Source organism: Streptomyces sp. NPDC091972, from assembly GCF_044756385.1.
Lineage (GTDB): Bacteria > Actinomycetota > Actinomycetes > Streptomycetales > Streptomycetaceae > Streptomyces.
This window is the reverse complement of sequence record NZ_JBIVSV010000009.1, coordinates 145,354-169,897: the sequence shown is the minus strand read 5'-3', so window position 1 is coordinate 169,897 and position 24,544 is coordinate 145,354. Positions and strand designations below refer to the sequence as shown.

22 protein-coding genes are annotated in these 24,544 nt (G+C 73.8%); 8 read left to right on the top strand and 14 right to left on the bottom strand.

Annotation, left to right across the window (positions count from 1 at the left end):
• Positions 1–4: 4 nt before the first annotated feature.
• A complete protein-coding gene (locus ACIQJT_RS26165; protein WP_402647348.1) occupies positions 5–1,729 on the bottom strand; it encodes a GAF domain-containing protein in 1,725 nt (574 codons plus the stop codon).
• A gap of 154 nt (positions 1,730–1,883) precedes the next feature.
• Here ACIQJT_RS26165 and ACIQJT_RS26160 point away from each other — a divergent pair, with 154 nt between their 5' ends.
• Positions 1,884–2,285: a pyridoxamine 5'-phosphate oxidase family protein gene (locus ACIQJT_RS26160; protein WP_402647345.1), complete on the top strand. Its 402-nt coding sequence runs from the start codon at positions 1,884–1,886 to the stop codon at positions 2,283–2,285.
• Positions 2,286–2,438: 153 nt separating this feature from the next.
• On the opposite strand, the gene ACIQJT_RS26155 is transcribed toward ACIQJT_RS26160, so the two are convergent.
• The 7 genes from ACIQJT_RS26155 to ACIQJT_RS26125 all read right to left on the bottom strand — a co-directional run bounded on the left by ACIQJT_RS26155 (position 2,439) and on the right by ACIQJT_RS26125 (position 10,849).
• Complete coding sequence (locus tag ACIQJT_RS26155) at positions 2,439–4,823, bottom strand: phosphoketolase (RefSeq protein ID WP_402647342.1); 2,385 nt, start codon at positions 4,821–4,823, stop codon at positions 2,439–2,441.
• Positions 4,824–4,946: 123 nt separating this feature from the next.
• The gene (locus ACIQJT_RS26150; protein ID WP_402647339.1) at positions 4,947–5,291 is read right to left on the bottom strand and encodes a universal stress protein; all 345 of its coding nucleotides are present in this window, start codon (positions 5,289–5,291) and stop codon (positions 4,947–4,949) included.
• Between the two features lie 360 nt (positions 5,292–5,651).
• Positions 5,652–6,092, bottom strand: coding sequence for a pyridoxamine 5'-phosphate oxidase family protein (locus tag ACIQJT_RS26145; protein ID WP_402647336.1), 441 nt, complete (start codon positions 6,090–6,092; stop codon positions 5,652–5,654).
• 414 nt (positions 6,093–6,506) lie between these two features.
• Positions 6,507–8,066 (bottom strand): FAD-dependent oxidoreductase, encoded by a 1,560-nt coding sequence (locus tag ACIQJT_RS26140; protein WP_402647333.1) that lies wholly within the window; start codon positions 8,064–8,066, stop codon positions 6,507–6,509.
• Positions 8,063–8,794, bottom strand: coding sequence for a class I SAM-dependent methyltransferase (locus tag ACIQJT_RS26135; RefSeq protein WP_365460800.1), 732 nt, complete (start codon positions 8,792–8,794; stop codon positions 8,063–8,065). The genes ACIQJT_RS26140 and ACIQJT_RS26135 overlap by 4 nt, the downstream gene beginning before the upstream one ends.
• Positions 8,795–8,924: 130 nt before the next feature.
• Positions 8,925–10,118, bottom strand: coding sequence for a lycopene cyclase family protein (locus tag ACIQJT_RS26130; protein ID WP_402647331.1), 1,194 nt, complete (start codon positions 10,116–10,118; stop codon positions 8,925–8,927).
• A 143-nt stretch (positions 10,119–10,261) separates the two neighbouring features.
• Positions 10,262–10,849, bottom strand: a complete 588-nt coding sequence (locus ACIQJT_RS26125; protein WP_402647328.1) for an RNA polymerase sigma factor — start codon at positions 10,847–10,849, stop codon at positions 10,262–10,264.
• Positions 10,850–11,105: 256 nt separating this feature from the next.
• Here ACIQJT_RS26125 and ACIQJT_RS26120 point away from each other — a divergent pair, with 256 nt between their 5' ends.
• From ACIQJT_RS26120 to ACIQJT_RS26105, 4 genes are read left to right on the top strand one after another with little or no spacing between them, the layout of a single operon-like run.
• Positions 11,106–12,428: a polyprenyl synthetase family protein gene (locus ACIQJT_RS26120; RefSeq protein ID WP_402647325.1), complete on the top strand. Its 1,323-nt coding sequence runs from the start codon at positions 11,106–11,108 to the stop codon at positions 12,426–12,428.
• Positions 12,425–13,963: a phytoene desaturase gene (locus ACIQJT_RS26115; protein WP_402647323.1), complete on the top strand. Its 1,539-nt coding sequence runs from the start codon at positions 12,425–12,427 to the stop codon at positions 13,961–13,963. Before ACIQJT_RS26120 ends, ACIQJT_RS26115 begins: the two co-directional genes overlap by 4 nt.
• Positions 13,960–14,967, top strand: coding sequence for a phytoene/squalene synthase family protein (locus ACIQJT_RS26110; protein ID WP_402647320.1), 1,008 nt, complete (start codon positions 13,960–13,962; stop codon positions 14,965–14,967). The genes ACIQJT_RS26115 and ACIQJT_RS26110 overlap by 4 nt, the downstream gene beginning before the upstream one ends.
• A complete protein-coding gene (locus tag ACIQJT_RS26105; protein WP_402647317.1) occupies positions 14,964–15,977 on the top strand; it encodes a DUF5914 domain-containing protein in 1,014 nt (337 codons plus the stop codon). Before ACIQJT_RS26110 ends, ACIQJT_RS26105 begins: the two co-directional genes overlap by 4 nt.
• A 36-nt stretch (positions 15,978–16,013) precedes the next feature.
• Here the strand turns inward: ACIQJT_RS26105 and denD are convergent, their stop codons facing one another.
• On the bottom strand, positions 16,014–17,030 hold the full coding sequence (denD, locus tag ACIQJT_RS26100) for a D-erythronate dehydrogenase (protein WP_402647315.1): 1,017 nt from the start codon (positions 17,028–17,030) through the stop codon (positions 16,014–16,016).
• A 296-nt stretch (positions 17,031–17,326) separates the two neighbouring features.
• Here denD and ACIQJT_RS26095 point away from each other — a divergent pair, with 296 nt between their 5' ends.
• Positions 17,327–18,250 (top strand): hypothetical protein, encoded by a 924-nt coding sequence (locus ACIQJT_RS26095; RefSeq protein WP_402647313.1) that lies wholly within the window; start codon positions 17,327–17,329, stop codon positions 18,248–18,250.
• 137 nt (positions 18,251–18,387) lie between these two features.
• Here ACIQJT_RS26095 and ACIQJT_RS26090 read toward each other — a convergent pair whose 3' ends face one another.
• From ACIQJT_RS26090 to ACIQJT_RS26070, 5 genes are all read right to left on the bottom strand, one after another.
• The gene (locus tag ACIQJT_RS26090) at positions 18,388–19,266 is read right to left on the bottom strand and encodes an SDR family oxidoreductase (RefSeq protein ID WP_365460784.1); all 879 of its coding nucleotides are present in this window, start codon (positions 19,264–19,266) and stop codon (positions 18,388–18,390) included.
• Between the two features lie 59 nt (positions 19,267–19,325).
• On the bottom strand, positions 19,326–19,787 hold the full coding sequence (locus ACIQJT_RS26085; RefSeq protein WP_402647310.1) for a hypothetical protein: 462 nt from the start codon (positions 19,785–19,787) through the stop codon (positions 19,326–19,328).
• A gap of 46 nt (positions 19,788–19,833) precedes the next feature.
• Positions 19,834–21,453: a phytoene desaturase family protein gene (locus tag ACIQJT_RS26080; protein ID WP_402647308.1), complete on the bottom strand. Its 1,620-nt coding sequence runs from the start codon at positions 21,451–21,453 to the stop codon at positions 19,834–19,836.
• Positions 21,446–21,949 (bottom strand): SRPBCC family protein, encoded by a 504-nt coding sequence (locus ACIQJT_RS26075; protein ID WP_365460778.1) that lies wholly within the window; start codon positions 21,947–21,949, stop codon positions 21,446–21,448. The genes ACIQJT_RS26080 and ACIQJT_RS26075 overlap by 8 nt, the downstream gene beginning before the upstream one ends.
• Before the next feature lie 334 nt (positions 21,950–22,283).
• Positions 22,284–22,757, bottom strand: a complete 474-nt coding sequence (locus ACIQJT_RS26070) for an ATP-binding protein (RefSeq protein WP_365460776.1) — start codon at positions 22,755–22,757, stop codon at positions 22,284–22,286.
• Between the two features lie 160 nt (positions 22,758–22,917).
• Between ACIQJT_RS26070 and ACIQJT_RS26065 the strand changes: the two genes are divergently transcribed.
• Both ACIQJT_RS26065 and ACIQJT_RS26060 read left to right on the top strand, forming a co-directional pair.
• Positions 22,918–23,307, top strand: a complete 390-nt coding sequence (locus ACIQJT_RS26065) for an STAS domain-containing protein (protein ID WP_402647305.1) — start codon at positions 22,918–22,920, stop codon at positions 23,305–23,307.
• 235 nt (positions 23,308–23,542) lie between these two features.
• Positions 23,543–24,544: HAMP domain-containing protein (locus ACIQJT_RS26060; RefSeq protein WP_402647302.1), on the top strand; the 1,002-nt coding region annotated here is incomplete at its 3' end.

Sequence of the window (24,544 nt, the reverse complement as noted above, 5' to 3'; positions counted from 1 at the left end):
GGTGTCAGCCGCCCACCGGGACCCGCCACACCAGCGTGGTGCCGCCCGTCCCGGGACGGTCGATGGTCAGGTGCCCGCCGTAGGCCTCCGCGCGGTCGGCCAGGTTGCGCAGTCCGCTGCGGCGGCCCTCCGCCGGGATGCCCACGCCGTCGTCCGACACGGTCAGCCGCACCTCGTGGCCGTCTGTCTCCAGGACGACGTCGGCGCGTCCGGCCCGCGCGTGGCGCGCGATGTTGGTCAGCGCCTCGGAGAGCACGGCCACCACGTCGTCGGCGATCTCCCGGGGCACGTCCGTGTCGACCAGCCCCTCCATGCGGATGCTGGGAGGGAAGCCGAGAACCGAGGCGGCCTCGCCGATCACGCGGACCGCCCGGGCCCGCAGTCCCGACCCGGCGCCGCCCTCCCGCGAGCGCAGACCGAAGATCGTCGACCTGATGATCTTGATGGTCTCGTCGAGATCGTCCACCGCGCGCACGACCCGCTCCGAGGCCTCGGCGTGCTCGATGAGGCGGCCCGCGCTCTGCAGGGTCATGCCGGTGGCGAAGAGCCGCTGGATGGCGAGGTCGTGCAGATCGCGGGCGATCCGGTCGCGGTCCTTGAGCACCGCGATCTCCTCGGCGTCCTGGCGGCGCTCAGCCAGCTCCATCGCGACCGCGGCCTGCGCGGCGAAACCCCTGAGGGGCTCGATCTCCTTGTCGGTGTACACGGTCCGGCCGGCCTCCCGCACCAGCAGGACGACTCCGCGCGCCCCTTCCGTGCCCGATCCGATCGGCACCGCGACCGCCGGACCCAGTCCGGCGAAGCGTTCCGCGGCGCTCGCGACCCGCTCGTCGCAGGAGACGTCCGCGCTGGTGACGGGGACCCCGCCGGTGAAGGCATGTCCGATGAGGCTGCCGTCCACGGGCAGTACGAGCCCCTGGTGGGCCTCGGCCCGCGTCCCGACGGCCAGTTCCACGGTGAGCGAGTCCGTGCCCTGCACGGGCATCGCGACCAGGGCCAGGGCGGCACCGGTGTTCTCCCGGGCCCGGTCCGCGATCAGCCGAAGGACCTCCGTCTGCGCGCCGCCCGACATCAGGCGGTGGGTGATCTCGGCGTTGGCCCGCAGCCAGCGCTCGCGCAGCCGGGAGTCCTCGTACAGGCGGGCGTTGTCGATGGCGACACCGGCGGCCACCGCCAGCGTGGACAGCACCGCCTCGTCCTCCTCGTCGAACTGGACGCCGCCCCGCTTCTCGGTCAGGTACAGGTTGCCGAAGACCTGCTCGCGCACCCGGATCGGGACACCGAGGAAGGTGTTCATCGGCGGGTGGTGCGGCGGGAAGCCGTACGACGCCGAGTGCTCGGAGATCTTGGTCAGCCGAAGCGGCTCGGGGTGGTGGATGAGCTCCCCGAGGATGCCGTGGCCCTCCGGGTAAGGTCCGATCCTCGCGATCTGCTCGTCGGTCACGCCCACGGTGTGGAAGGCGGACAACCGTTTCCCGTCGGGGCCGATCACACCGAGGGCCGCGTACTGGGCGTCGACCAGCGAGGCGGCCGCCTCGACGATGCTGTGCAGCGCCTGCTCAAGGTTGAGTTCCCGGCCGACCGAGAGTACGGCCTCCAGAAGGCTGTGCACCCGGTCACGGGTGCCGCGGGCCGCGTCGAGCCGGGCCTGCAGCTCTTCCAGCAGCTCGTCCAGCCTGAGCTGCGGCAGCCTGACGCGGGCCTCCGCGGATCCTTCCGAGCCACCCACCTGCGATCCTCCCGATACCTGCGCCGCCCCCGTGCCGTCACTTGCCACCGTAGTGGTCGGGGCCGCGACGCGTTGCGGAGTCGGAGTGGATCGCTCGTCCGAGGTGGTCGGCACGTTCCCGGCGAGGCCGGCAGCAGGTCGGTGCGCGGTGCGGATGCTAAGGGGACCGGCGCACAGGGCCGCACGGCCACGGACCCTGGGCCGACCGGCCCTGGTGGCACCGGCGCCGCCCGAGTCGAATGGTCTGATCGCTCACGTCCTGATCGACGGCGAGATCGTCATCCGCACCCATGCCGGGGCAGCCCTCACCTCGCGGACCCGGCAGGCCACGGAAGCTGGAGTCGTCGTGGCCGACGAGGCCGACCTGATCGACCCGGACACCCACCTCGGCTGGAGCGTGGTGGTCACGGGCTTCGCCCGCCTGGTCACCGAACCCACCGAACTGGCCAGGTACCGGGCACTGTTGCGCCCCTGGCTGGACCGGACCATGGACTACGCGGTCCGTATCCACCCGGACCTGGTCACGGGCATGCGCCTCGTCACCGCCGACGCGTGACCACGTCCGGGCTCATGTCCGGGCTCACGTCCCCGGTGCGGACCGACCACCTGTGCCAAGGCGCCGCGCTGGTTCCCGCGACCGCCCGCACGTCCGCGCCAGGAGAGACCCGCGGTCCCTCCTGGCGCACCACGGCCGGACCGTTCCCGCGCCTCAGCCGTCCCAGGTCCAGTCGGCGACCTCGGGCAGGTCCGTGCCGTGGGCCCGGATCCAGTCGTGGTGCCGCAGACGCACGTCCTCCATCCGCTGCCGTACCGCGGCGGCCCGTACCGCGAGGCCCGGGACGCGGTCGATGACGTCCATGACCAGCCGGTACCGGTCGAGGTCGTTGCGGACCACCATGTCGAACGGGGTGGTGGTCGTACCGATCTCCTTGTAGCCGCGCACGTGCAGGTGGGGATGGCCGGCCCGGCGGTAGGCCAGACGGTGGATCAGCCACGGGTAGCCGTGGTAGGCGAAGATCACCGGCTTGTCGCGGGTGAACAGCGCGTCGTACTCCGCGTCCGGCATGCCGTGCGGGTGTTCCTCCTGGGGCAGCAGCCGGGCCAGGTCGACGACGTTGACCACGCGGACGGTCAGGTCCGGCAGGTGCCGGCGCAGCAACTGGGCGGCGGCCAGGACCTCCTGGGTGGGAACGTCACCCGCGCAGCCGAGGACCACGTCGGGTTCCCGGCCGCCGTCCTCGGTGCCGGCCCAGTCCCAGATCCCGGCGCCGCGCGCGCAGTGCACGCGGGCCTGGTCCATGGACAGCCAGTCGAAGCAGGGCTGTTTGCCGGCGACCACGACGTTGACGTAGTCACGGCTGCGCAGCACGTGGTCGGCGACGGACAGCAGGGTGTTGGTGTCCGGCGGCAGGTAGACCCGTACGGCTTCGGGGCTCTTGTTGAGGATGTGGTCGACGAAGCCGGGGTCCTGGTGGGAGAAGCCGTTGTGGTCCTGGCGCCAGACGTGCGACGTCAGCAGGTAGTTGAGGGAGGCGATGGGTGCGCGCCAGGGCAGCCGGCGGGTGGTGCGCAGCCACTTGATGTGCTGGTTGACCATCGAGTCCACGATGTGCACGAACGCCTCGTAGCAGGAGAACAGTCCGTGCCGGCCGGTGAGCAGATAGCCCTCCAGCCAGCCCTGGCAGGTGTGTTCGGAGAGGATCTCCATCACGCGGCCGTGCCGCTCCAGGTGCTCGTCGACGGGCAGGGTCTGCGCCTGCCAGGCCTTGCCGCTCGCCCCGTAGACGGCCTGGAGGCGGTTGGAGGCGGTCTCGTCCGGGCCGACGATCCTGAAGTCCCGGCGGTCTCGGGTGCGGTGCATGACGTACTCCAGCACGTCACCGAGGACCCGGGTGGGCTCGTGCAGGGTCGCGCCCGCCTTGTCGACCGCGACGGCGTACGACTGCAGGTCCGGCAGCGGCAGTTCACGCACCAGGAGCCCGCCGTTGGCGTGCGGTGTGGCGCCGAGCCTGCGCGTCCCCTCGGGCACGCAGGAGAGCACCTGCTCGTACGGGCGCCCGTGCTCGTCGAACAGTTCCCGCGGCCGGTAGGAGCGCAGCCACGCCTCCAGCTGCCGCAGGTGCTCGGGGTTGTCCCGTACGGCGGACAGCGGCACCTGGTGGGAACGCCAGGTGCCCTCGACCGGGAGGCCGTCGACCTCGGCGGGGCCGGTCCAGCCCTTCGGGGTGCGCAGCACGATCACCGGCCAGTGCGCGCGCTGGGTCACACCGTTCTCGCGGGCACTGCGCTGGATCGCGTCGATGCGCTCCAGGGCGTCGTCCATGGCGGCGGCCATGGCCCGGTGCACCGTCAGGGGGTCGTCGCCGGTGACGTGGATCGGGGCGTGGCCGTAGCCGCGCAGCAGCTCGTCGAGCTCGGCCTCGGGGAGCCGGGCGAGGACGGTCGGGTTGGCGATCTTGTAGCCGTTGAGGTGCAGGATGGGCAGGACCGCGCCGTCGTGGACCGGGTCGAGGAACTTGTTGGAGTGCCAGGAAGCGGCCAGCGGCCCGGTCTCCGCCTCGCCGTCGCCGATCACACAGGCGACCAGCAGATGAGGGTTGTCCAGGGCCGCTCCGTAGGCGTGCGACAGGGAGTAGCCCAGCTCGCCCCCCTCGTGGATGGAGCCGGGCGTCTCGGGAGCCACGTGGCTCGGCACGCCGCCGGGGAACGAGAACTGCCGGAACAGCCGCTCCATGCCGGCCGCGTCCCTGCTGACGTCGGGATAGGTCTCCGAGTAGGTGCCCTCCAGCCAGGAGTTGGCGAGTACGGCGGGCCCGCCGTGGCCGGGGCCCCAGACGCACAGGGCGTCCCGGCCACGCGCCTTGATGACGCGGTTGAGGTGGGTGTGCACGAGGTTCAGGCCCGGGGAGGTGCCCCAGTGACCGAGCAGCCTCGGCTTCACGTGCTCCGGGCGCAGCGGCTCGGTCAGCAGGGGGTTCGCCAGAAGGTAGATCTGGCCGACGGACAGGTAGTTGGCGGCGCGCCAGTGGGCGTCCAGGGCTTTCAGCTCGTCGTCGGTGAGCTCGGCGGCTGCCTGCTGCGTGTCGACGGACATCGGGGTTCCCTTCCGGGGCGGTCTCGGTGCGAGCGTGTGCGCGGTTCCGCACCTGACCACCTTCCGTCGGCGGACCCGGTCCTCGACAGGGCCGTTCGGGCCACGCGGTGCGGCCGGGAGCCCCTATCCGGTGGGGACCACGGCCACGGGGCAGTGGGAACGGTGCAGGAGGGTACGGCCGACCGTGTCTAGCCGGGGCTCGGCCCGATGCCCGTGGCGGTGGGCTCCGACGACCACGAGCCCGGCGTGGCGGGTCGCCTCCAGCAGGGCGTGTGCCGGGTCGGTACGGACCGTGAGGGTGTCGACGTCGACTCCGGCGTGGTCCTGGCGCAGTCCGGCCACGTCGAAGCGCGCCATGGCCTCCTCACCCGCCTCGCGCCGGACGGCCTCCCGCTGTCCCGGACTCGTCCCGGGCAGCGGCGAGGGCAGCTCGGGCGCCGTGTGCCGGTGGGTCCAGGCGTGCAGCACCCTGAGCCGGACAGTGCCGCGGTGACCCGATCGACCGCGCTCTCACTCTCCCGCGCCAGGGCCCGCACCGTTCCGCCCGTGGCGGGCGCGGTCGTGACCGGCAGTCCCGGACGGTGATCACGTATCCGTGCCACGGCCGAGGCCGGCACCGGTTCCGCCTCGTCGCGGTCGGGCACCGCGTAGACGATGTGCAGGGCGGGCCCCCGGCATACGGCCTCCTCGGCCGCCCAGTTCAGTGCTCTTACGGCGATCAGTCAGCCGTCCACTCCGACGACCACTCGTACTGCGCCCATGTCCCTGTCTCCCTTCTGCGGGCGTGGCTTTCGCGGTGCGGTCCGGCTGGGTCGCGGCGGCCCGCTCTCAGAGGGGCTGTCGTGCGCCGTGGAGGGTGCGGCCGCCGGTGAGCTGCCGGCCCGTGATCAGCTCGGGCTCGATCCGCACGAACACCTCCTCGTGCGAGGGCGCCCAGGATCGTGGCCCGACCAGGCACAGGCGGGCGTGCTCGGCGGGGTCGGTCACGACGGCGGCCCGGCCCGTGACGACGACGCTCCAGCCGGAGTGCGCGGCCGCGTCGACCTCGTCCGCCTCGAAGGCGACCACCACACCGTCGACCGCACGCACCAACTCCGACTGCGCCGCCGTCCGCAGCAGCACCCCGCCGCCGCCGTCAAGGCAGAAGTTGACCGGCAGGACGGCGGGCAGGGCGTGACGTGTGTGGACGATGCGGCCGACCGGAGTCGTCGCCATCAGGCGCAGGCACTCCTGCCGGTTCAGTTCACGGAAACCGTCGTCGGGATTCATGGCCGGTCCAACCTTCGCCGTCTGCTGCTTGGTCCACTCCACCTTGTCGTCGGGCCCCGGTGAACGGTGAGGGGCCATCAGTCCCGACCCGGGGACAGGACGGCCCCGAAGCCCGGACCGACGGCCTACCGGCCCCGGGACAACGGTCCCCGGATCGACCGATGCGGTCGGCCTCGAAGACGACCCGAGCGCCGAGCATCCGGGAAGCGGCGGAGCCGAGACGGATCACCATCTGCGCGTGTCCGGTGGGGCCGGACGTCCCTCGTACAGGGCGAGCGGGTCGAACGATCAAGCAGGCAGACTCGGGTTCTCCCGTCCCCTTCGGGGGCGCCCGGGCCGGAGGCGCTGTGCGTGGGGCGTCGGCCGCATGGCCGCGCCCTCCGTGTCGGTGCGGGCCCCGGCCGACCGCGAGGGCTAGGGGCGTACGCGTGCGCGGCCGCCCGCCAGGGTGCGGAGCAGCCGGTTGCGGGCGCCGTTGGGGACGGTCCACAGGGGGTGGCCGCGGACCGCCCACGACTGGAGGAGGGCGTTGGCGGCGAGGAAGCCGCTGGTGGCGGCGCGTTCCATCAGGGCGACCGGGAGGTCCGTGCGCACCAGGTCGCCCGCGAGGACCAGGCCGGCCTGCGGAGTACGCACGCCGGGGCGGTCGGTGTATCCGCCGACGGGGAACAGGGGGCAGTCCTGGCGCCATTCGTGCCGTTCGTCGAGGACGCGCGCCTCGCGGGTCTCGGGGTAGACGTTCCGGAGCTGTGCGATCAGGTGCCGGGCCTCCATGCCGGGGTCGGCGTCCTGCGGGAGCGCGTAACCGTGCAGCTCGACGACGGAACCGCCGGTCCGGGCGGACCAGCGGGCCGCCTCCTGCTCCCAGCGCTCCAGGACGCTGACGTTGTCGAGGGAGCCGTACCCGGCCGTGCCGAGGAATCCGGGCCGGCCCGCGTCGACGGGGCGGTCGAGCCAGAGCCGGGAGACGAGGAAGGGCGGGGCGGTGCGGAGCCGGGCGACGCGGTCACGCCAGTCGGCGTCGGCGAGGCGGGGCGAGCGGGCGACCAGGGAGCGCAGGCCGGCGGTGTCGAGGGCCAGGACGACGGTGTCGTACCGCTTCTCCTCGTGGTCCGTGGCGACGGTGAAGGCGCCGTCCGCCGTGGGCGAGACGTTCTCGACGGGGGTGGACGGGCGCAGGTCGGCGCCGTGGCGGATCAGGTGTTCGGCGAGGGGGTCCCACAGGGCCGTCGGGAAGGGGTCGTCGGGCACGTCGAAGAGGAGTCCCTCCGAGCTGCCGAGGAAGTAGATGTGGAACATCAGGACCATCTCGGCGGCCGACAGGTCGCGGGGGTCGGCGAAGAAGCTGCGGGAGAACACCTCGAAGGCCAGGTGGCGGGCGGCCGCCGGGAAGCGCAGGGACTCGAGGAAGTCGTGGGCGCTGACGGTGTCCAGTTCCGCGTACACGTCCGGGACGCGGACGTCGAGCAGGGGCAGGGCCGCGGTGGGGCGCATGCGCGCCAGGTCCCGCCAGTGGAAGGAGGGGCTCAGCGCCACGAAGCCGAGCGCGCTCAGCGGCGGGGTGCGCGGCACTCTGCGGAAGCTGTCGTGCAGTCCGTCGCGGTGCCGCAGCGGGTAGTCGGGCAGGCCGGTGAGGCGGCCCGGTGGGGAGTCGGTGCGGCTCAGCAGGCTGCGCAGGTTGTAGTACTGGCGGAAGAAGGCGTGGAAGCCGCGGCTCATGGTCGCGGTGGTGCCGTCGCACAGGTGGGTGCTCCAGCCGCCGACCCGGCCGCCCAGGTAGGGCTCGCGTTCGTAGAGGGTGACGTCGACGCCTCGTTCGGCGAGCGCGGTGGCGGCGGCGAGTCCGGCGATGCCACCGCCCACGACGGCCGTGCTGCGCGGCTGCCCGCCGACCCGGGTCGCTCCGGGCGGTGGGGGCAGCAGGACGGCGTGGCGGTCGCGTCCGGGGCGGGCGGCGCCCGCCGCGGCGGTCATCGGGCGCTCCGGGCGGGCGGGGTGGCGCGGCGGGCGACGACGGTGTGGGTGATGCCGGTCTGCCAGCCGGGCAGGGGCAGGGCCCGTACGCGGTCGAAGCCGCGGGCGCGGACGCGGTCGGTGAAACGGTCGACCGTGTCGAACTCGACGACGCTCCGCCAGAGATGGCGGTACAGGTCGCCGTCGCCCAAGGTGCTGGCGACGGGCAGCACGAGGCCGCGGCACACGGCCGTCCAGACCGCACGGTGGAGCGGGCGGCCGCTGAGGGTGTACTCGTGCACGGCGAGCCGGCCGCCCGGGACCAGCAGGTCGTGGACGGTGTCCAGCACGGCGTCGGGGTCCGCGACGTTGCGGAACAGGTAGGCGGCGAAGACCGCGTCGAAGGGGCCTCGCACGCCCGCGTCGGCGAGCGCCTCCGCCGGGGCGCACACGAAGCGGACGTTGCCGTGCCACGGCTTGGCCGTGGCACGGTCGAGCATGCCCGCTGAGGCGTCCACGGCCGTGATCTCGGCGTCGGGCAGCACGCGGGCGAGCGCGGCGGTGGACGCCCCGGTCCCGCAGCCGAGGTCCAGGACGCGCAGCCCGGCGCCCGTCCCGGAAAGGCCGAGCCGGCGTGCCGAGCGGCGCAGATGGGCGTGGTAGCCGGGGTTGGCGGCCACGAGGGTGTCGTACCTGGCCGCCGCATGGTCGAATGCGGCGGCCAGGTCCGCGTCACGCAGCACGGTCACGCTGCCTCCTGGTGCGGGTCGTCGGGGTCGGGATCGGCGGGCCGCACAGGGCGGGGCCGGTGGGTCGGGAGCGGGGGCCCGGTGGGTCCGGTGCGTCCGGCGCCGGAGCCGCGTCGGCTGGTACCGCGGGTCAGGGGCCGGGGAAGGGGCGTCGGGGCAGCCGGGGCACTTCCGCGGCGGCTCGCAGCATGGGCAGGACGGGGGTGCGCAGCCCGATGGCGATCTCCTCGTGCGGCCGGGTTCCGCCGTCGAGGAACCGCAGGAGCCGGGTCATGGGCACGTGGCTGAACAGCCGTCCGAAGAAGTCCGCGCCGTCCACCAGGCCGCTGTCGAGGGCGTGCAGCAGGACCGCGTCCATGGCGCGGGCGCGGGGCGAGTGCGGCAGCGGGGGTACCGGCCGCCGGCCCCGGCGCAGGGCCGCCGCGACGGCCGCGGTCTGGCGCTGCACGCCGGCGAAGGTGTAGCCGGTGGAGGGCCGGGTGGCGCCGCCGGCGGTGCCGATACGGAAGACGGACTGGCCGGTCTGCCGGGCGAAGCCGGCGTCGGTCATCGGGATGACGCCCGTCTCGGTCGCGGTCACCTCGAAGTCGTCGAGCCCGAGCACGGTGCCGGTGTAGTGGTCCAGCGCCTTGTCGTACGCGTCCGCGGACAGGGCGGCCGGGGAGAACTCCGTGTACTCCACGAGGGCCTGGTCCGGGCGGGTGGGCAGGACGTAGCCGAAGGAGAGGCCCTGCGCCGGCTGGGAGGTGCGCAGGTCCATGAACTCCACGCGGGCCGGGTCGAAGACGGGACGGCCGGTGCGGACGAACCAGCCGTGGAAGTGCTGGAGCAGGGTCGTACGGGCCGCGGGGAGGCTGCCCAGCGGCCGGGAGTCGAAGACCCAGCGGGCCTGCACGGACGCGGGGCGCCCGTCCGCCGTGCGGGCGTCGATCCGGGCGCCCTGCGGGAGTCCCTCGACGCTCTCGACGGTCGCCTCGACGCGTCGTACCCGTCCGCTGCGGTCGAGGGCGTTGCCGACCAGGGCCTCGAAGTCGTCCGAATGGATCATCTTGTAGCGCAGCGGCGAGATGTCCTGCTCGATCGGCTCCCCCGTGGGCCGGTGCACCCGCAGGCGCTGCCAGGACCTGGTGACGGCGGCGTCGTACGGTCCGGGGCCGGTCTCCCAGAAGCACCAGGTGCGCCGGGGCGGGCGCAGGGGCCCGGGCGGGGCGTCGAGGAGGACGACGGACGGGTGCCTGAAGCCCGGGGCGGGACGGGTGAGGCGGTGGGCAAGGGACAGCCCGGCGGCTCCCGCTCCGATGATGGCGACGTCCGCCTCGTACATGACCGGGTCACTCCCTCCGCGTCTCCGCCGTGTCCTGCGACGGTGTTCCGGTCGCAGTACCCGTCCGGATGCGGATGTCACCTGCCGCGTGCCGTGTCGCACGCTCGTGACGGGCAAGGGCGTGCATCGGTTCTGCGTCGTTGTCACGCGGCGCACTCGACGAGCTCGTCCGTGCGCAGGCGGCCGGCGAGGCGGCGCAGGCCCCGGCGGGCGTGGCTCTTGACCGTTCCCAGCGGCCAGCCGGTGAGTTCGGCGATCTGGGTCTGGGTGAGGTCGTCGTAGAAGGCGAGGTTCAGTACCCGGCGCTGCGGGTCCGGCAGCAGCGACATCTCGTCGGCGAGCAGGACGCGGTCGAGGGCGGACTCCGGCAGCGCCGCCTCGTCGTCGGCCCGCAGCAGCAACTGGGCGCCCGCGGCGGCGACGAGTTCGTTGCGCCGGGTGCGGGCGGCGAGCGCGTCGGCGATCTTGCGGCGGGCGATGCCGGTGAGCCAGCCGGGCAGGGTGCCCCGGTCGGGGGCGAACCCGGCGCGGCCCCGCCACGCGGCGAGGAACACCAACTGGGTGATGTCCTCCGCCTCCCTCGCGTCCCCCAGGGAACGCCGGGCGAGGGCGTGGACGAGCGGGCCCCACCGGCGGTGCACGACCGTGAGGCATGCCTCGTCCCCGTTGAGGAACCCTTCCACGAGCGCGCTGTCGTCGATGTCCCCGCCGGTTCGCTGTGCGGTCGTCATCGTCACTCCTCCGCTGGGCCTGGTGGTCGCACAGAGCGACCGCGGCCCTTCCACCCTGCGGATTCCACGCAGGAGGGGCAACTTGCATCGACTTCGCATCGAATCGTGCGGGAAAGGCGGGCCTCGTGTCCGGAGGAACCGGTCCCGGCCTTTCCTCCCTTTACCTTTCCGCCCCGCATCCGTCTCCGCCACCCGAGGCGAACCGGTCATGACGACGCCAGCTCTGATCACGAGCATCTCGACGAGGGGAACCGGCATGAGCTCCACCGTGGCAAAGGGCCACCGCGCGGACCGGAGTCCGTGCGCACCCACGACCGCCGAGCGGGTCTCCCCCGCGCCGCCCCGCCGGCCGGCCGCGGGGACCGGACAGGGCCAAGGTGATCATCAGCGCGCCTCCCCGCCCGGCACCCGTCCGGCGTACGGCGACGACCCGCGTGCCGTGGACGCGGACGTGGCGCACGCCGTGCGCGCGGTCCTCGGCGACCTGCTCGACCGTCACGTGGCCGCGGCCGAGGCCGTCGACCCGCTCTTCGCCGAGGACCTGGCCGCGCGGGTCGCCCGTTTCACGCGCAACGGCGGCAAGCTCGGCCGCTCCCGCTTCGTGTGGTGGGCGCTGCGCGCCTGCGGGGGCGACGACCCCTGGCGGGCGCAGGCCGCGCTGCGGCTCGGAGCCGCCCTGGAACTCATCCAGACCTGCGCTTTGGTCCACGACGACGTGATGGACGGGGCGCGGTCGCGCCGCGGCCGGCCTGCCCTGCACGTCGACGTGGCGGCCCAGTACGCCGGCGCGGGCGACGCCCGGCGCGGTGAGCGGCTCGGGCAGGCCGCGGCGATCCTCGCCGGTGACCTGGCCCTGGCCTGGGCCGACGACACGGTGGCGGACACCGACCTGCCCCGCCCCACCGCACGGCGGGTCCGGGACCTGTGGAGTGCGCTGCGCACGGAGATGGTGGCCGGGCAGTACCTGGACATGCAGGGCGAGGCGACCTCGGCGCGTTCCCTGGCCCGGGCGATCCGCGCCGCCTGCCTCAAGAGCGCCCTGTACTCGGTGGAACGCCCGCTCGCGCTGGGCGCGGCGCTGGCCGACGCAGGCCCCGCCGCCACCCGGGCCCTGTGCTCGGCGGGCCGCTGCGTCGGGCTGGCCTTCCAGCTGCGCGACGACCTCCTCGACGTCTTCGCGGATCCGAGCGACACGGGCAAGCCCACCGGCGGCGACATCCGCAGCGGCAAACCGACCTACCTCGCCGCGGTCGCCCAGGCGCGGGCGGAGTCCTCGGGCGACCGTCGGGCCCAGGACCTGCTGCGCAACACACTCGGCCGACCGGACGCCTCCGACGCCGAACTCGCGGCCGTCCGCGAGGTGTTCGAGGTCACGGGAGCGCGGGACACGGTGGAGGAGAAGATCCGCAGGCTGGTCGGCCAGGGACTGCGCCACCTGGACACGGCACCGCTGGAACCCGAGCCCACGGGGCAGTTGCGGACGCTGATGCGCTCCGCGAGCGGCGTGACCGGCACCGCGGCGTCCGAACCGGTGCCCGTCTCCCTGATCCTGGCGACCGGCGAGGGGGCCGGCCGATGACCCGCACCGTGCCCGGCCGCACCGACCACGTCGTGGTCGTCGGCGCCGGTCTGTCCGGTCTGTCGGCCGCCCTGCACCTGCTGGGCGCCGGACGCCGGGTGACCGTGGTGGAGCGCGACGCGTCACCCGGCGGGCGTGCCGGGCGGATCGTCCGCGGCGGCTACCACATCGACACCGGGCCCACGGTCCTGACCATGCCTCACCTGGCGGACGAGGCGTTCGCCGCCGTCGGCGACAGCCTGGACGCCCGTGTCGACCTGGTGCCGCTGCACCCGGCCTACCGGGCCCGGTTCGCCGACGGCAGCACCCTGGACGTCCACACCGGCGCCGAGGCCATGGAGGCGGAGATCGAACGCTTCGCCGGGGCCCACGAGGCCGCCGGGTACCGGCGGTTGCGCGCCTGGCTGGAGCGGCTGTACCAGGTGCAGATGCGGCGCTTCATCGACGCCGACTTCGACTCGCCGCTGCGCCTGCTCCATCCCGACCTGGCGCGCCTGGCCGCCCTCGGCGGTTTCGGGCGGCTGGACGCGCGCATCGGACGCTTCCTGCACGACGAACGGCTGCGGCGGGTGTTCTCCTTCCAGGCCCTGTACGCGGGCGTGGCACCGGAACGCGCCCTGGCCGCGTACGCCGTCATCGCGTACATGGACACGGTGGCGGGCGTCTGGTTCCCGCGCGGCGGCATGCACGCCCTGCCCCGGGCGATGGCGGACGCCGCCGCGGACGCGGGCGCCGACCTGCGCTTCGGAGAGACCGTCACGCGTCTGGAACGCTCCGGCGACCGGATCACGGCCGTCGTCACCGACACCGGCCGCATCGCCTGCGACGCCGTCGTCCTCACCCCCGACCTGCCCGTCACCTACGGGCTGCTGGGCCGCGCCCCGAGGCGGCCGGTGGGTCTGCGGTTCTCGCCGTCCGCCGTCATCCTGCACGTCGGCACGGACCGCACCTGGCCCGGGCTGGCCCACCACACCATCTCCTTCGGCGCGGCATGGCGGCGGACGTTCGCCGAACTCACGCAGTCCGGCAGCCTGATGAGCGATCCGTCCCTGCTCGTCACGCGACCCACCGCCACCGATCCGAGCCTCGCCCCGCCCGGCCGACATCTGCACTACATCCTCGCGCCCTGTCCGAACACCGACCTCGGCCCCGGCGCCGCCGACTGGGGCGAACTGGGTCCGCGCTACCGCGACAGCCTGCTGGGCGAACTCGAACGGCGCGGCCTCGCCGGTCTCGCCGCCGCGGTCGAGGAGGAGTGCGTGGTCACGCCGGCCGACTGGCAGGCCCAGGGCCACGCGGCCGGCTCGCCCTTCTCCGCCGCCCACACCTTCGCACAGACCGGGCCGTTCCGGCCGCGCAACCTGGTGCGCGGGACGGTCAACGCGGTCCTCGCCGGCTGCGGCACCACTCCCGGTGTCGGCGTCCCGACCGTCCTGCTGTCGGGCAAGCTCGCCGCGGCCCGCATCACCGGCGGCGCCCGCCCCCGGCGGCCGCGTCCCGCCGTACGAGAGACCCCCGAACGGAGGCCGGCATGACCGACCGTGAACTCGACGCGGCGGGTGTCACCGACCCGGCGCTGCGCAGGGCGTACACCCGATGCCGGCGGCTGAACGCCCGGCACGGCAAGACGTACTTCCTCGCCACCCGCCTGCTGCCCGTCGCACGCCGGCCGGCCGTGCACGCGCTGTACGGCTTCGCCCGCTGGGCCGACGACATCGTCGACACGCTCGACGGTACGACCACCACCGCAGAGCGCGCCCGACGGCTGACCCTGTTGCAGCACGAGCTGGAGCTGGGGCTGACGGCGGGCCACAGCGCCGAGCCGGTGGTCCACGCGCTCGCCGACACCGCGCTGCGCTACGACATCGACCACCGCCACTTCACCGACTTCATGGCCGCGATGCGCGCCGACCTGGACATCACGGGCTACGCCACCTACGCCGACCTGCGCACCTACACCTACGGTTCGGCGGAGGTGATCGGTCTGCAGATGCTGCCGGTGCTCGGCACGGTCGTCCCGCGCGAGGAGGCGGCACCGCACGCGGCGGCCCTGGGCGTGGCGTTCCAGCTCACCAACTTCCTGCGGGACGTGGGCGAGGACCTCGACCGCGGCCGCGTGTACCTGCCCGCCGACCTGCTGGCCGCCCACGGCGTCGACCGGCGGCTGCTGCGCTGGAGCCGGGACACCGGCCGGCCCGACCGCCGGATCACCGCCGCCCTGCGGGAGTTCGAGCAACTGACCCGCGCGCTCTACCGCGAGGCCGCGCCGGGGCTGGCCATGCTCGACCCGGTCTCGCGCCCCTGCATCCGCACCGCCTTCGTCCTGTACGGCGGCATTCTGGACGCGGTCGCCGCGGACGGGTACCGCTCGGTGCAGCGCCGTGCCGTGGTCCCCGGCCACAGGCGAGCCGTCGTGGCCCTCGACGGCCTGGTCCGGGTGGGGGCGGCGCGGCTGCGGCACAGGACGGACGGCGAGCGGGCGGTACCCCTGTCGGACACGGCAGCCGACTCCACATCACCCTGGCGGAGGATCGCATGAAACCGCGGCGACCTGCGGGACGCCCCCGCTACCCACTCGCCCTGCGCCGCCGCCCGGTGCGGTGGGAGAAGCAGCAGCCGACCTGGCGGCAGGCCCGGCCGGCCCTGATCGCCGAGGCCCTGAAGCGGGCCCAGGCCCGCCCGTCCGGCAACTGGTACGTCGTCGGCGCCACCCGGGACGTGCACCGGGACCGCCCGCTGTCCGTGACGGTGGCCGGGCGGGAACTGGTGGTGTGGCGCACCGCCGACGGACGGCTCGCGGCGGGCCCCGGCATCTGCCCGCATCTGGGCGCACCGCTCGCCGACAGCCCGGTGCGCTGCGGGACCCTCGTCTGCCACTGGCACGGACTGGCCCTGGACGGCGGGCCGTTCACCGGCTGGGAGCCGCTGCCCGTGCACGACGACGGTGTGCTGGTCTGGGCGCGCCTGGACCAGGTGGGCGGTGAACCCCCGACGCGGGAACCGGTCGTGCCGCCCCGGCCGGAGCCGTCCCGCTCCGTCGCCGCCGTCTACACCGGGGTGGGGGTCTGCGAGCCGGAGGACGTCGTGGCGAACCGGCTGGACCCCTGGCACGGGGCCTGGTTCCACCCGTACTCCTTCGTCGACCTGACCGTGGTCGACACTCCCGGCGCCGAGGGGGACGGCGAGGACGGGTTCACCGTGGACGTCTCCTTCAAGGTCGCGGGACGGTTGGTGGTGCCGGTGCGGGCCCTGTTCACCACGCCCGAGCCGCGGACGGTCCTCATGCGCATCACCGAGGGCGAGGGGGTGGGTTCCGTGGTCGAGACGCACGTGACCCCGCTCGGCCCGGACGAGCTGGGCCGTCCGCGCACGGCCGTGATCGAAGCGGTCGTCGCATCCTCCGCGCGCCCCGGTTTCGCCGCGGCCCGTGCGGCGGCCCCGGTGCTGCGCCGCCTGATGGCGGCGGGCGCGGCACGGCTGTGGCGCGACGACCTGGCCTACGCCGAACGCCGCTGGCTGCTGCGCTCCACGGGACGCTTCCCCGGCTGACCGAACCGCCTGCCCGACGGCGGACGCGGCCCCGGCTCAGTCCGGCGGGGCGGCGACCGCCTCCGGGTGATCGGCGAGGTAGTCCCGCAGCACCGACAGGAAGTCCGCGTCGGGGCGGAGTCCCAGGGCCGCGGCGCGCCGGTGGTCGAGGACGGCCGGCCAGGAGCCGACGATCGCCTCGACCGCCGGATCGGGCGCGACGGTGACCAGGTCGGCGACCGCGTCACCGGCCGTCTGCCGCAGGGCCGCGAGCATGTCGGCGACCGAGACGGTCAGGGCGGGCAGGTTCACCGGCAGCGGGCCCTCCAGGCGGCCCGGCCCGGTGCCGCGTTCGGCCTCGGCGACGCGGAGGATGCCCTCGACGGTGCGCCGGGGCGAGGAGAGCGCCACGCGCAGAGCGGGGTCGACGGGGCAGACGGCGGGCAGGCCCGCGAGGGGTTCGCGCACGATGCCGGACAGGAATCCGGAGGCGGCCGCGTTCGGCCTGCCCGGCCGTACCGCCACCGTCATCAGCCGCGCGACCCGCCCGTCGACGAAGCCGCGCCGGGTGCAGTCCGCGACGAGCTGCTCGCACATCAGCTTCTGGGCGCCGTAGCTCGACCGCGGCACCGGCACCGTCGTCTCACTGACCGCCGCCGGCAGGGGCAGGGCCGGGTGGGAGCCGTAGACGGCGACACTGCTGGCGAACAGCGTCCGCACCACCGGCCCGCCCGCCCCGGACTGGGTCCGTGCCGCCTCCAGCACCGCGCGGGTGACGTCCACGTTGGCGCGCATCCCGAGGTCGAAGTCGGCCTCGCACTCGGCCGACACCGCGGCGGCGAGATGGAACAGCACGTGCACCGGCTCCGCGAACACCGCGTCCAGATGCTCGGGCAGCTCCCCGTGCACCACCTGGACCGGCACCCCGGCCCCCTGTGACCCACCGGGCCAGGGGACCCGGTCGACCAGCACCAGACGGCTGATCGGCGCACCGCCGAAGGTCCCCGCCCGCGCCAGCGCACCGGCCAGCAGCCGTCCGAGGAACCCGGACGCGCCCGTCACGACGACTCTCACCCGTTCGTCTCCCACCTCGGCCCGACCGACGCGCCGCATGATCGAGAGTGCCGTCCGCCGGCCCCTCCCCCCTGTGATATCAGGGCAGAACACGCAAGCCAGGACGCCTCTCTGTGCTGAACTGGTGAAATATTGACGGGAGTTGTGGACAGCGACAAGAATGCGGCTCGCTCGCTGTGACCGAAGCGAGCGAAGTGACGCGAGTGGCTCCGCCACGGACTGCATTCCCCTGACCGCCTGCCGCGGCCGCTCGCGCCCTGCCACCTCCCACACTCTCGACACCGCTAGGGCATATCTTGACGCGCCTCTCACGCTCCAGAACGTCGGCCGCTGTCGCCGCTGCCGCCTTCATCGCCACGGCCACCCCCCTGTTCGGGGCCACCGTCGCCCATGCCACCCCCGGGGGCGGCTGCCAGTCGGCCACGGTCCAGTACCGCCTGGTCGACGCCGCCGGAAAGGCGGACGCCGACTGGACCTCGCAGGGCGGCTTCCGCCAGTGGTCCTCCGCCCCCGGCACCGTCGAGGTACGGCTGGCTCCGGGACAGACCGTGGGCGAGGGCTGCACGTACCCGGTCTCGCTGGCCGAGTACACCACCGAGGGACCGGACTGGTACACCTCCGGCCTCCAGACCCTGGTCGACCACGCCACCGTCTACCTGAGCGCCAAGGACCTCCCCGGCTCCGACGACGCCGAGCGGACCTGGCAGAAGCTCACGGTCAAGACGCCGGACTGCTACGGGCAGATCGACCTCTACGGCGACGACGTGATCTACGACGGCGGGTCGGGAGAGGGCCACGGCCCCGCGCCCTACCAGCCCGACAACGTCGCCACGCCGTACCACCTGATCGCCGCGTGGAACGGCGGCGACAAGTCGTGCAGCCCCGAGCAGCCGAACTCGCCCACGCCCCCGTCCTCCCCGTCCACGCCGGACAGCCCGAGCAGCCCGCCCGCCAGTGAGCCGCCCGCGGACGAGTCGACCCCGCCGGCCACCCCGACGGCCCCGCCCGCCACCTCCACCACGCCGCCGACCACCCCGGACGTCCCTCCGCTGGAGTCGACGCCGCCCACCTCGCCGGCGCCCTCGCCGAGCGACAGCACCCCGCCGCTGGCCGAGACCGGTTCCAGCGCACCGGTCGGCGCGATAGCGGGCGGCGCTGCCGCGGTGATCGCCCTCGGGGCGGCCGCCCTCTACGGCACCCGCCGCGCACGGCGTTCCTGACCGGGACCGCTGCCCGCGCCGGCACACGGTGAGGCGCAGGGCGGTTTCACCCGGACACCGGCCGTCCGGCCCCGAACCCGCCCGGACGGCCGGACGCGGTCCGGGCGAGACCGCCCGCACCCCGGCCTCTCGCCGGGTCAGTCCTCGCGGCGCGAACCGCGGTCGGCGAGACCGCCGGCGCCGAGCGGGCCGGTGTACGCGAGGGACCGTTCGGCCTCCAGGCGGGGCAGCGCGCGGCGCGACACACGCAGCACGACAGGCGGCAGCGCCGCGCGCACCGGTTGGGTCAGGCGCAGCCAGGCCGGTGCGTACACGGCCGTACGGCGTCGCTCCAGGCCCTTGACCAGGCGGGCGGCGACCGTCTCCACGGTGTACACACGGCGGGCCGGCAGGGGCATGCCGGCCCGCAGTTCCCGCAGCACGACGTGCCGGTCGGCGTCGCGGATCATGTCGGTGTCGGTCCAGTTGATGTAGGCGATGCCCACGCCGACGCCCCGGTGCGCCACCTCCGCCCGCAGGGAGTGCGCGAAGGCCTCGGCCCCCGCCTTGGAGGCGCAGTAGGCGCTCATCAGCGGGGCCGCGCCGATCGACGCGAGCGAGGCGATCTGAAGGAAGTAGCCGCCCGTGTCGAAGAGGTCGGGCAGGAACGCCCGGGCCGTGTGGGCGCTGCCGGTGAGGTTGACGTCGACGACACGGCTCCAGGCGTCCGGCGGCGAGGTCAGGAACGGGCCGCCTTCGGCGATGCCCGCGTTCGCCACCACGGCCGAGGGAGGTCCGAGGCGGGCCCGCACCGCGCGGGCCGCGGCGGCCAGCGCGTCCGGGTCGGTCACGTCGGCCTCGACGGCCAGGGCGGGCCCCGGCAGGGACTCGGCCACGGCTTCCAGGAGGGCCTTCTCGTGGCCCAGCAGCGCCACCCGGGCGCCGCGCCGGGCGATCTCGCGGGCCAGGGCCGCGCCCAGACCTCGGGCGGCTCCGGTGACGGCCACCGTCCGGCCGGCGAGCGGACTGTCGGGCATGGCCGACCCTCCTTCCGTTGAACGCCGTGGAACGCGGAACGCGCGCCCCGCAGGGTCTCTCAGCTGTCGTGGGCAGACGGGCGGGCGGTGTGGTCGGGGTGACCGGCGGTGCGGCGCTCCTCCTTCATCTCCGCCTCGTACAAGTGGTCGCGGCCCTGCGCGAGTTCCCGCACCGCGCTCAGCTCCAACTGCTGGAAGGGCCGGTAGTAGGTGGCGTTGTAGGCCTCGACGATCTGGAACGTCCAGTGTCCGGGGATGACGTTGCGGCCGAGGATCTCCGAGCGGACCTTCGCGGCCCATTCGGGGTGTCCCGCCTCCTCCAGCAGACGCACGGCACGGTCGAGTTCCAGGTCGGCCGTCCCGGTGAGCTGGTGGAAGTCGTACAGCCGGCCGCGGGCCCGCTCGGTCGTCTCCAGTGCCTTGGACAGCGCCCCGAGGGCCTCGACGGTCGTGTCGTCGACGCCTGCGGGGCGCCGATGGTCACGGTCGGGGCCGCTGGGGGCCTCCTCGTGTGCGTTCACGGGTCTCCTCCACGGATACGGCCGCCCCGGCGGGCGGCGCCTGGGTTCAGCGCCTGCTTCCGGTGCGGTCGCGGCGGGTCAGGAGTCGTTGGGCGCGGGCGAGCCCGGGGGGCCGGTGGCGGTGCAGGGCGGACCGTGCCGCGTTGGCGCCCGGCGCTCCGTGCACTCCGCCGCCGGGGTGGGCGCCGGAGGAGGCCAGGAACAGGCCGGGGACCGGGGTCTCGGGGCGTCCGGTGCCGGGCACGGGGCGGAAGAAGAGCTGCTGGTGGAGGGCGGTCGTGCCGCCGTTGATGGCGCCGCCGCTCAGGTTGGCGTCCATGGCCTGGAGGGTCGGGGGCGCGAGGATGCGGCGGGCCCGGATCAGGGCCCGGAAGCCGGGCGCGAACCGTTCCACCTGTCGTTCGACGCGGTCGGCCATGAGTTCCTGGTCCTTGGTGTCCCAGCGGCCGCTGATGCCCTCGTCCGCGGCGTCGGCGCCGATCTCGTGGGGGACGTGGGTGTAGGCCCAGGCGGACTCCGTGCCCTGCGGGGAGCGGGTGGCGTCGGAGGTGGTCATCTGGCCGAACAGCAGGAAGGGGCGGTCCGGGACCTGCCGCATGGCGAGCTGGGCGGCGAAGCGGGTGAGCTCGTCGACGCCGTCGGCGAGGTGGACGGTGCCGGCCCGGGACGCCTCCTCGGCCCGCCAGGGCACCGGGCCGTCGAGCGCCCAGTCGACCTTGAAGGTGGCGAAGTCCCACTGGAACCGGCGCACGTCCTCCAGGAGCTGGGCGGGCAGGTGCTCGGGGTCCAGGAGGCTTCCGTACAGGGCCGGCACGGACACGTCCGCCAGCACCGCGCGGCGGGCCCGTACCGCGTCACCGGCCGCCGTCCGCACACCGACGGCCCGGCCGCCGCGGACGACGATCTCGTCGACGCGCTGCCCGCAGTGCAGCCGTCCGCCCCGGGCCCGCAGGCGACGGGCCAGGGCCTCGGTGAGAGCGCCTGAGCCGCCGACCGGGACGGGGAAGCCGTAGGTCTGTCCCAGCATGGCCATCAGCCAGCCGAAGCCGCCGCTGCCGGCCGACTCGGGGGCGAGGTCGGCGTGCAGAGCGTTCCCGGCCAGCAGCAGCCGGCCGCCCTGTCCGCGGAACTCCTCCTCCCCCATCCGCCGTACCGGAAGGACCAGGGTCCGGGCCATGCGCAGACCGCCCGCGGCCCGCAGCCGCCACGCCAGGCGGGCCGTCGCGCGGACCGGCGGGAAGGGGGTGAACAGGGCGTCCAGGACGTCGGGGCGCAGCCGCAGCCACACGTCGTGCAGCCGCCGCCACGCGTCCCCGTCGCCCGGCGCGAAGGTGTCGAGGGAGGCTGCGGTGGTGTCGACGTCCCGGTCCAGGAGGGCGCAGCTGCCGTCGCTGAGCGGGTGTGCGAGGACGCTCGGCGCGTTGCTCCATCGCAGTCCGTGGTCCTCCAGGCGCAGTCCGGCCAGGACCGGGGAGGCGGCCGCGAGCGGGTAGAAGGAGCTGAAGAGATCGTTGACGAAGGCGGGGTCCACCCCGTGGTCGTGGCGCACCGCGCCGCCCGGTTCCGGCTGTTCCTCCAGCACCTCGACGCTCCAGCCGGCGTCCGCCAGCAGGTTGGCGGCGACCAGACCGTTGGGGCCGGCACCGATCACCACGGCGTCAGGCATGACCGACTCCCTGCGCGCCCGGTGCCGCTCCCCGGGCCGGTGCGGGGTGCGGGGTGTCGTCGCCGGCCGGGTTCTCGCACAGTCTGGCCAGTCGGGCGAGCATGGTGCGGTGACGGAGCTGGATCAGCGCGTCGAAGCCGACGTTGTGGAGGGCGCCGCCGGCTCCTTGCAGGGGGTGTTCGTCCACGATGACCAGGCAGTGTTCGCCCCACGGCCGCAGTTCGATGGCGATACGGGCGGTGCCCAGCACACCGGCGTGGGCCTCCAGCTCCAGGGCGGCGCCCTCCTCGCAGCGGCGTACGACCGTCTCGTTGGTCAGCCTGAGCGGGCCGACGCGGACCTCGAAACGGATAGCCGCGTCCTTGTTCGGCCACTGCCCTCGCACCGGCTCGGACTGCGCGGTCCCGACGACCCATTCGGCGTAGCGGTGACCGTCGGCGAGGACGTCCCACACGGCACTCGGAGCGACTCGGATCAGACGATGGCGACGAGCCACGGATACCTCCAGGACTGTGTGTACGGAGAGCTTCGGTCGGGGGCCCTCGGCCGGATGCACCGTTCGGCCCCCGGTCCCCCGCGGGTCTGCCGGTGCCGCGGTCGCGGCTCGACCGCTCAGGGGTGCCCAGGTCCGGAGGTTTCAAAGCGGTGGTGGCGGCTCGGTCAGCTCGCGGCCCCGGACCGGGACGGGCTCCAGGGCGGTCGGCCTCGGCACCGCCGCCCTCGGTCCAGGATCGCCGAAATGGCCCGTCGGCTCTCGTCGAGGCCGCGGGCGCGCGCATGTCGTCCCGTCACCGGCTCATCGGCTGTGGGAGAGGGACGACCTCGCGCGGCTAGTCGTCGAACAGCGTCAGGCGGGCGGTGACGCACTTCCCCACCGGCTCCTGGCGCACCTCTATCGCCTGGACGACCGCCATCACGATCTCCAGGCCGTGCTGGCCCACCCGCCCCGCGTCGGCGGCGCGCGCCAGCGGAAGGGTCGGGTCGGTGTCCCAGACCTCGATCTCCAGCATGCCGTCGGCGATGCGCAGGTTCAGCAGCACCGGCCCGGGCGCGTACTTCAGCGCGTTGGTGACCAGCTCACTGACCACCAACTGCCCCAGGTCCATAGTGCGGGCGGCCACCGGCAGCCCGTACTCCCCCTGCACCCGCGTCAGGAACTTCGACGTCTCGGCCCGCGCGTCGGCGATGCAGCCGTCCGCTCCGTCCAGGGCCACGGTCACCTCGGCAGGTGCGGCTTCCGGCATCCGCGAACACTCCTCAGGCAGGACCCGCACCCTGCCGACCATCTCCAGTACCCCGTTCATGAGCGCGCGGTTACCCCGTGTTTCCCGTCTTACGCCTGTGCCGTCTGTTCTCGTGCCGTCCTGGAAATGGAGGGCGCTCTCATGCATCGCGCCGGGTCATCCTGGGCAGCGGTGGCACCAAGGACGTGACAGCCCCCTATCCAGTGCGCAGAGGACGCGAGTGGCAGACAACCGGGAAGCAGCGGGTCACGGCACACTGACCGTGGTCCGGACCGACGCCGACGGCATCACCGTCCTCGGCCTCGAGGGAGAGATCGACCACCAGAGCGTGGGCGGACTGACGCGGGCCCTGGTTCCGGCGGACTCCGCCGTGGGTCAGCGGGTCGTCATCGATCTGAGCCGGGTCACGTTCATGGACTCCAGCGGGGTCAACGCCCTGATCGCCGCCTTCCAGGCCGCCGCGAACGCGGGAGGATGGCTGCGGCTCGTGGTGGTGCGGGGAGCCGTGTTGCGCACCTTGCAGCTCGTGGGCCTCGACACCGTCATCCCCTTCCACCCCACCCTGGAGGACGCCCTGGCGGCGGCGCGGCCGGAGCCTGGAAAATCCTGACGAGTACCCGGGATCGTCACCCTCACACTTTTTTCACGACCTCTTTTTCCGGCGTGTCACAACCCTTCCCACAGCCTTTTGTCGCTGCTCCGCACCTGGGTTAATCTTCGACGGATTTCTCATCGGGCAACTCCGTGGGGTGCGGGATTGTCGCTGGTGAGCGGGCCCTTGACGAGCCCGCCAGGGTTCCGAGTCCCCGGTGCGGGGGCTCTAGGGGAGCGGAACGAGGGTACGCATGACCAGCACGTCGACGGAGGCCCGCGAACAGGCCCCGGGTGAGCAGGAGCTGCGCCAGCTGCTGGCGGGGCTGACGGCCGTGCGCGACGGTGACTTCGGCACGCGGCTGCCGTCCGACGGACAGGGTCTGCTGGGCGACATCGCCACGGTCTTCAACGGCATGGTCGACCAGCTCTCCGTGTTCACGTCCGAGGTCACCCGGGTGGCCCGCGAGGTGGGCACCGAGGGCACGCTGGGCGGCCAGGCGGAGGTGCCGGGGGTCTCGGGCACCTGGGCGGACCTGACCGACTCGGTGAACGCGATGGCGGGAAACCTCACCACCCAGGTCCGTGACATCGCCCAGGTGGCGACGGCGGTGGCCAAGGGCGATCTCTCGCAGAAGATCGACGTGCCCGCGCGCGGTGAGATCCTTCAGCTCAAGGAGACCGTCAACACGATGGTCGACCAGCTCTCCGCCTTCGCCGACGAGGTCACGCGCGTCGCCCGCGAGGTCGGCAGCGAGGGACGCCTCGGCGGCCAGGCGCAGGTGCCCGGGGTGGGCGGGGTCTGGCGCGACCTCACCGATTCGGTCAACTTCATGGCCGGAAACCTCACGTCCCAGGTCCGCAACGTCGCCCAGGTGACGACGGCGGTGGCGCAGGGCGACCTGTCCCAGAAGATCACCGTCGACGCCCGCGGCGAGATCCTCGAACTCAAGAACACCATCAACACGATGGTCGACCAGCTCTCCGCCTTCGCCGACGAGGTCACCCGCGTCGCCCGCGAGGTCGGCACCGAAGGCCGGCTGGGCGGACAGGCCGACGTCAAGGGCGTCAAGGGCACCTGGCGCGACCTCACCGACTCCGTGAACTTCATGGGCGGCAACCTCACCGCGCAGGTCCGCAACGTCGCCCAGGTGGCCACCGCGGTGGCGCAGGGCGACCTGTCCCAGAAGATCACCGTCGACGCCCGCGGCGAGATCCTCGAACTCAAGAACACCATCAACACGATGGTCGACCAG

Bases quoted from the DNA above. Each gene is read 5' to 3' on its own strand.
- ACIQJT_RS26160 (WP_402647345.1), top strand. From the start codon at position 1,884: ATGCTAAGGGGACCGGCGCACAGGGCCGCACGGCCACGGACCCTGGGC.
- ACIQJT_RS26155 (WP_402647342.1), bottom strand. From the start codon at position 4,823: ATGTCCGTCGACACGCAGCAGGCAGCCGCCGAGCTCACCGACGACGAG.
- ACIQJT_RS26145 (WP_402647336.1), bottom strand. From the start codon at position 6,092: ATGAATCCCGACGACGGTTTCCGTGAACTGAACCGGCAGGAGTGCCTG.
- ACIQJT_RS26140 (WP_402647333.1), bottom strand. From the start codon at position 8,066: ATGACCGCCGCGGCGGGCGCCGCCCGCCCCGGACGCGACCGCCACGCC.
- ACIQJT_RS26130 (WP_402647331.1), bottom strand. From the start codon at position 10,118: ATGTACGAGGCGGACGTCGCCATCATCGGAGCGGGAGCCGCCGGGCTG.
- ACIQJT_RS26125 (WP_402647328.1), bottom strand. From the start codon at position 10,849: ATGACGACCGCACAGCGAACCGGCGGGGACATCGACGACAGCGCGCTC.
- ACIQJT_RS26120 (WP_402647325.1), top strand. From the start codon at position 11,106: ATGAGCTCCACCGTGGCAAAGGGCCACCGCGCGGACCGGAGTCCGTGC.
- ACIQJT_RS26115 (WP_402647323.1), top strand. From the start codon at position 12,425: ATGACCCGCACCGTGCCCGGCCGCACCGACCACGTCGTGGTCGTCGGC.
- ACIQJT_RS26110 (WP_402647320.1), top strand. From the start codon at position 13,960: ATGACCGACCGTGAACTCGACGCGGCGGGTGTCACCGACCCGGCGCTG.
- ACIQJT_RS26105 (WP_402647317.1), top strand. From the start codon at position 14,964: ATGAAACCGCGGCGACCTGCGGGACGCCCCCGCTACCCACTCGCCCTG.
- ACIQJT_RS26090 (WP_365460784.1), bottom strand. From the start codon at position 19,266: ATGCCCGACAGTCCGCTCGCCGGCCGGACGGTGGCCGTCACCGGAGCC.
- ACIQJT_RS26080 (WP_402647308.1), bottom strand. From the start codon at position 21,453: ATGCCTGACGCCGTGGTGATCGGTGCCGGCCCCAACGGTCTGGTCGCC.
- ACIQJT_RS26070 (WP_365460776.1), bottom strand. From the start codon at position 22,757: ATGAACGGGGTACTGGAGATGGTCGGCAGGGTGCGGGTCCTGCCTGAG.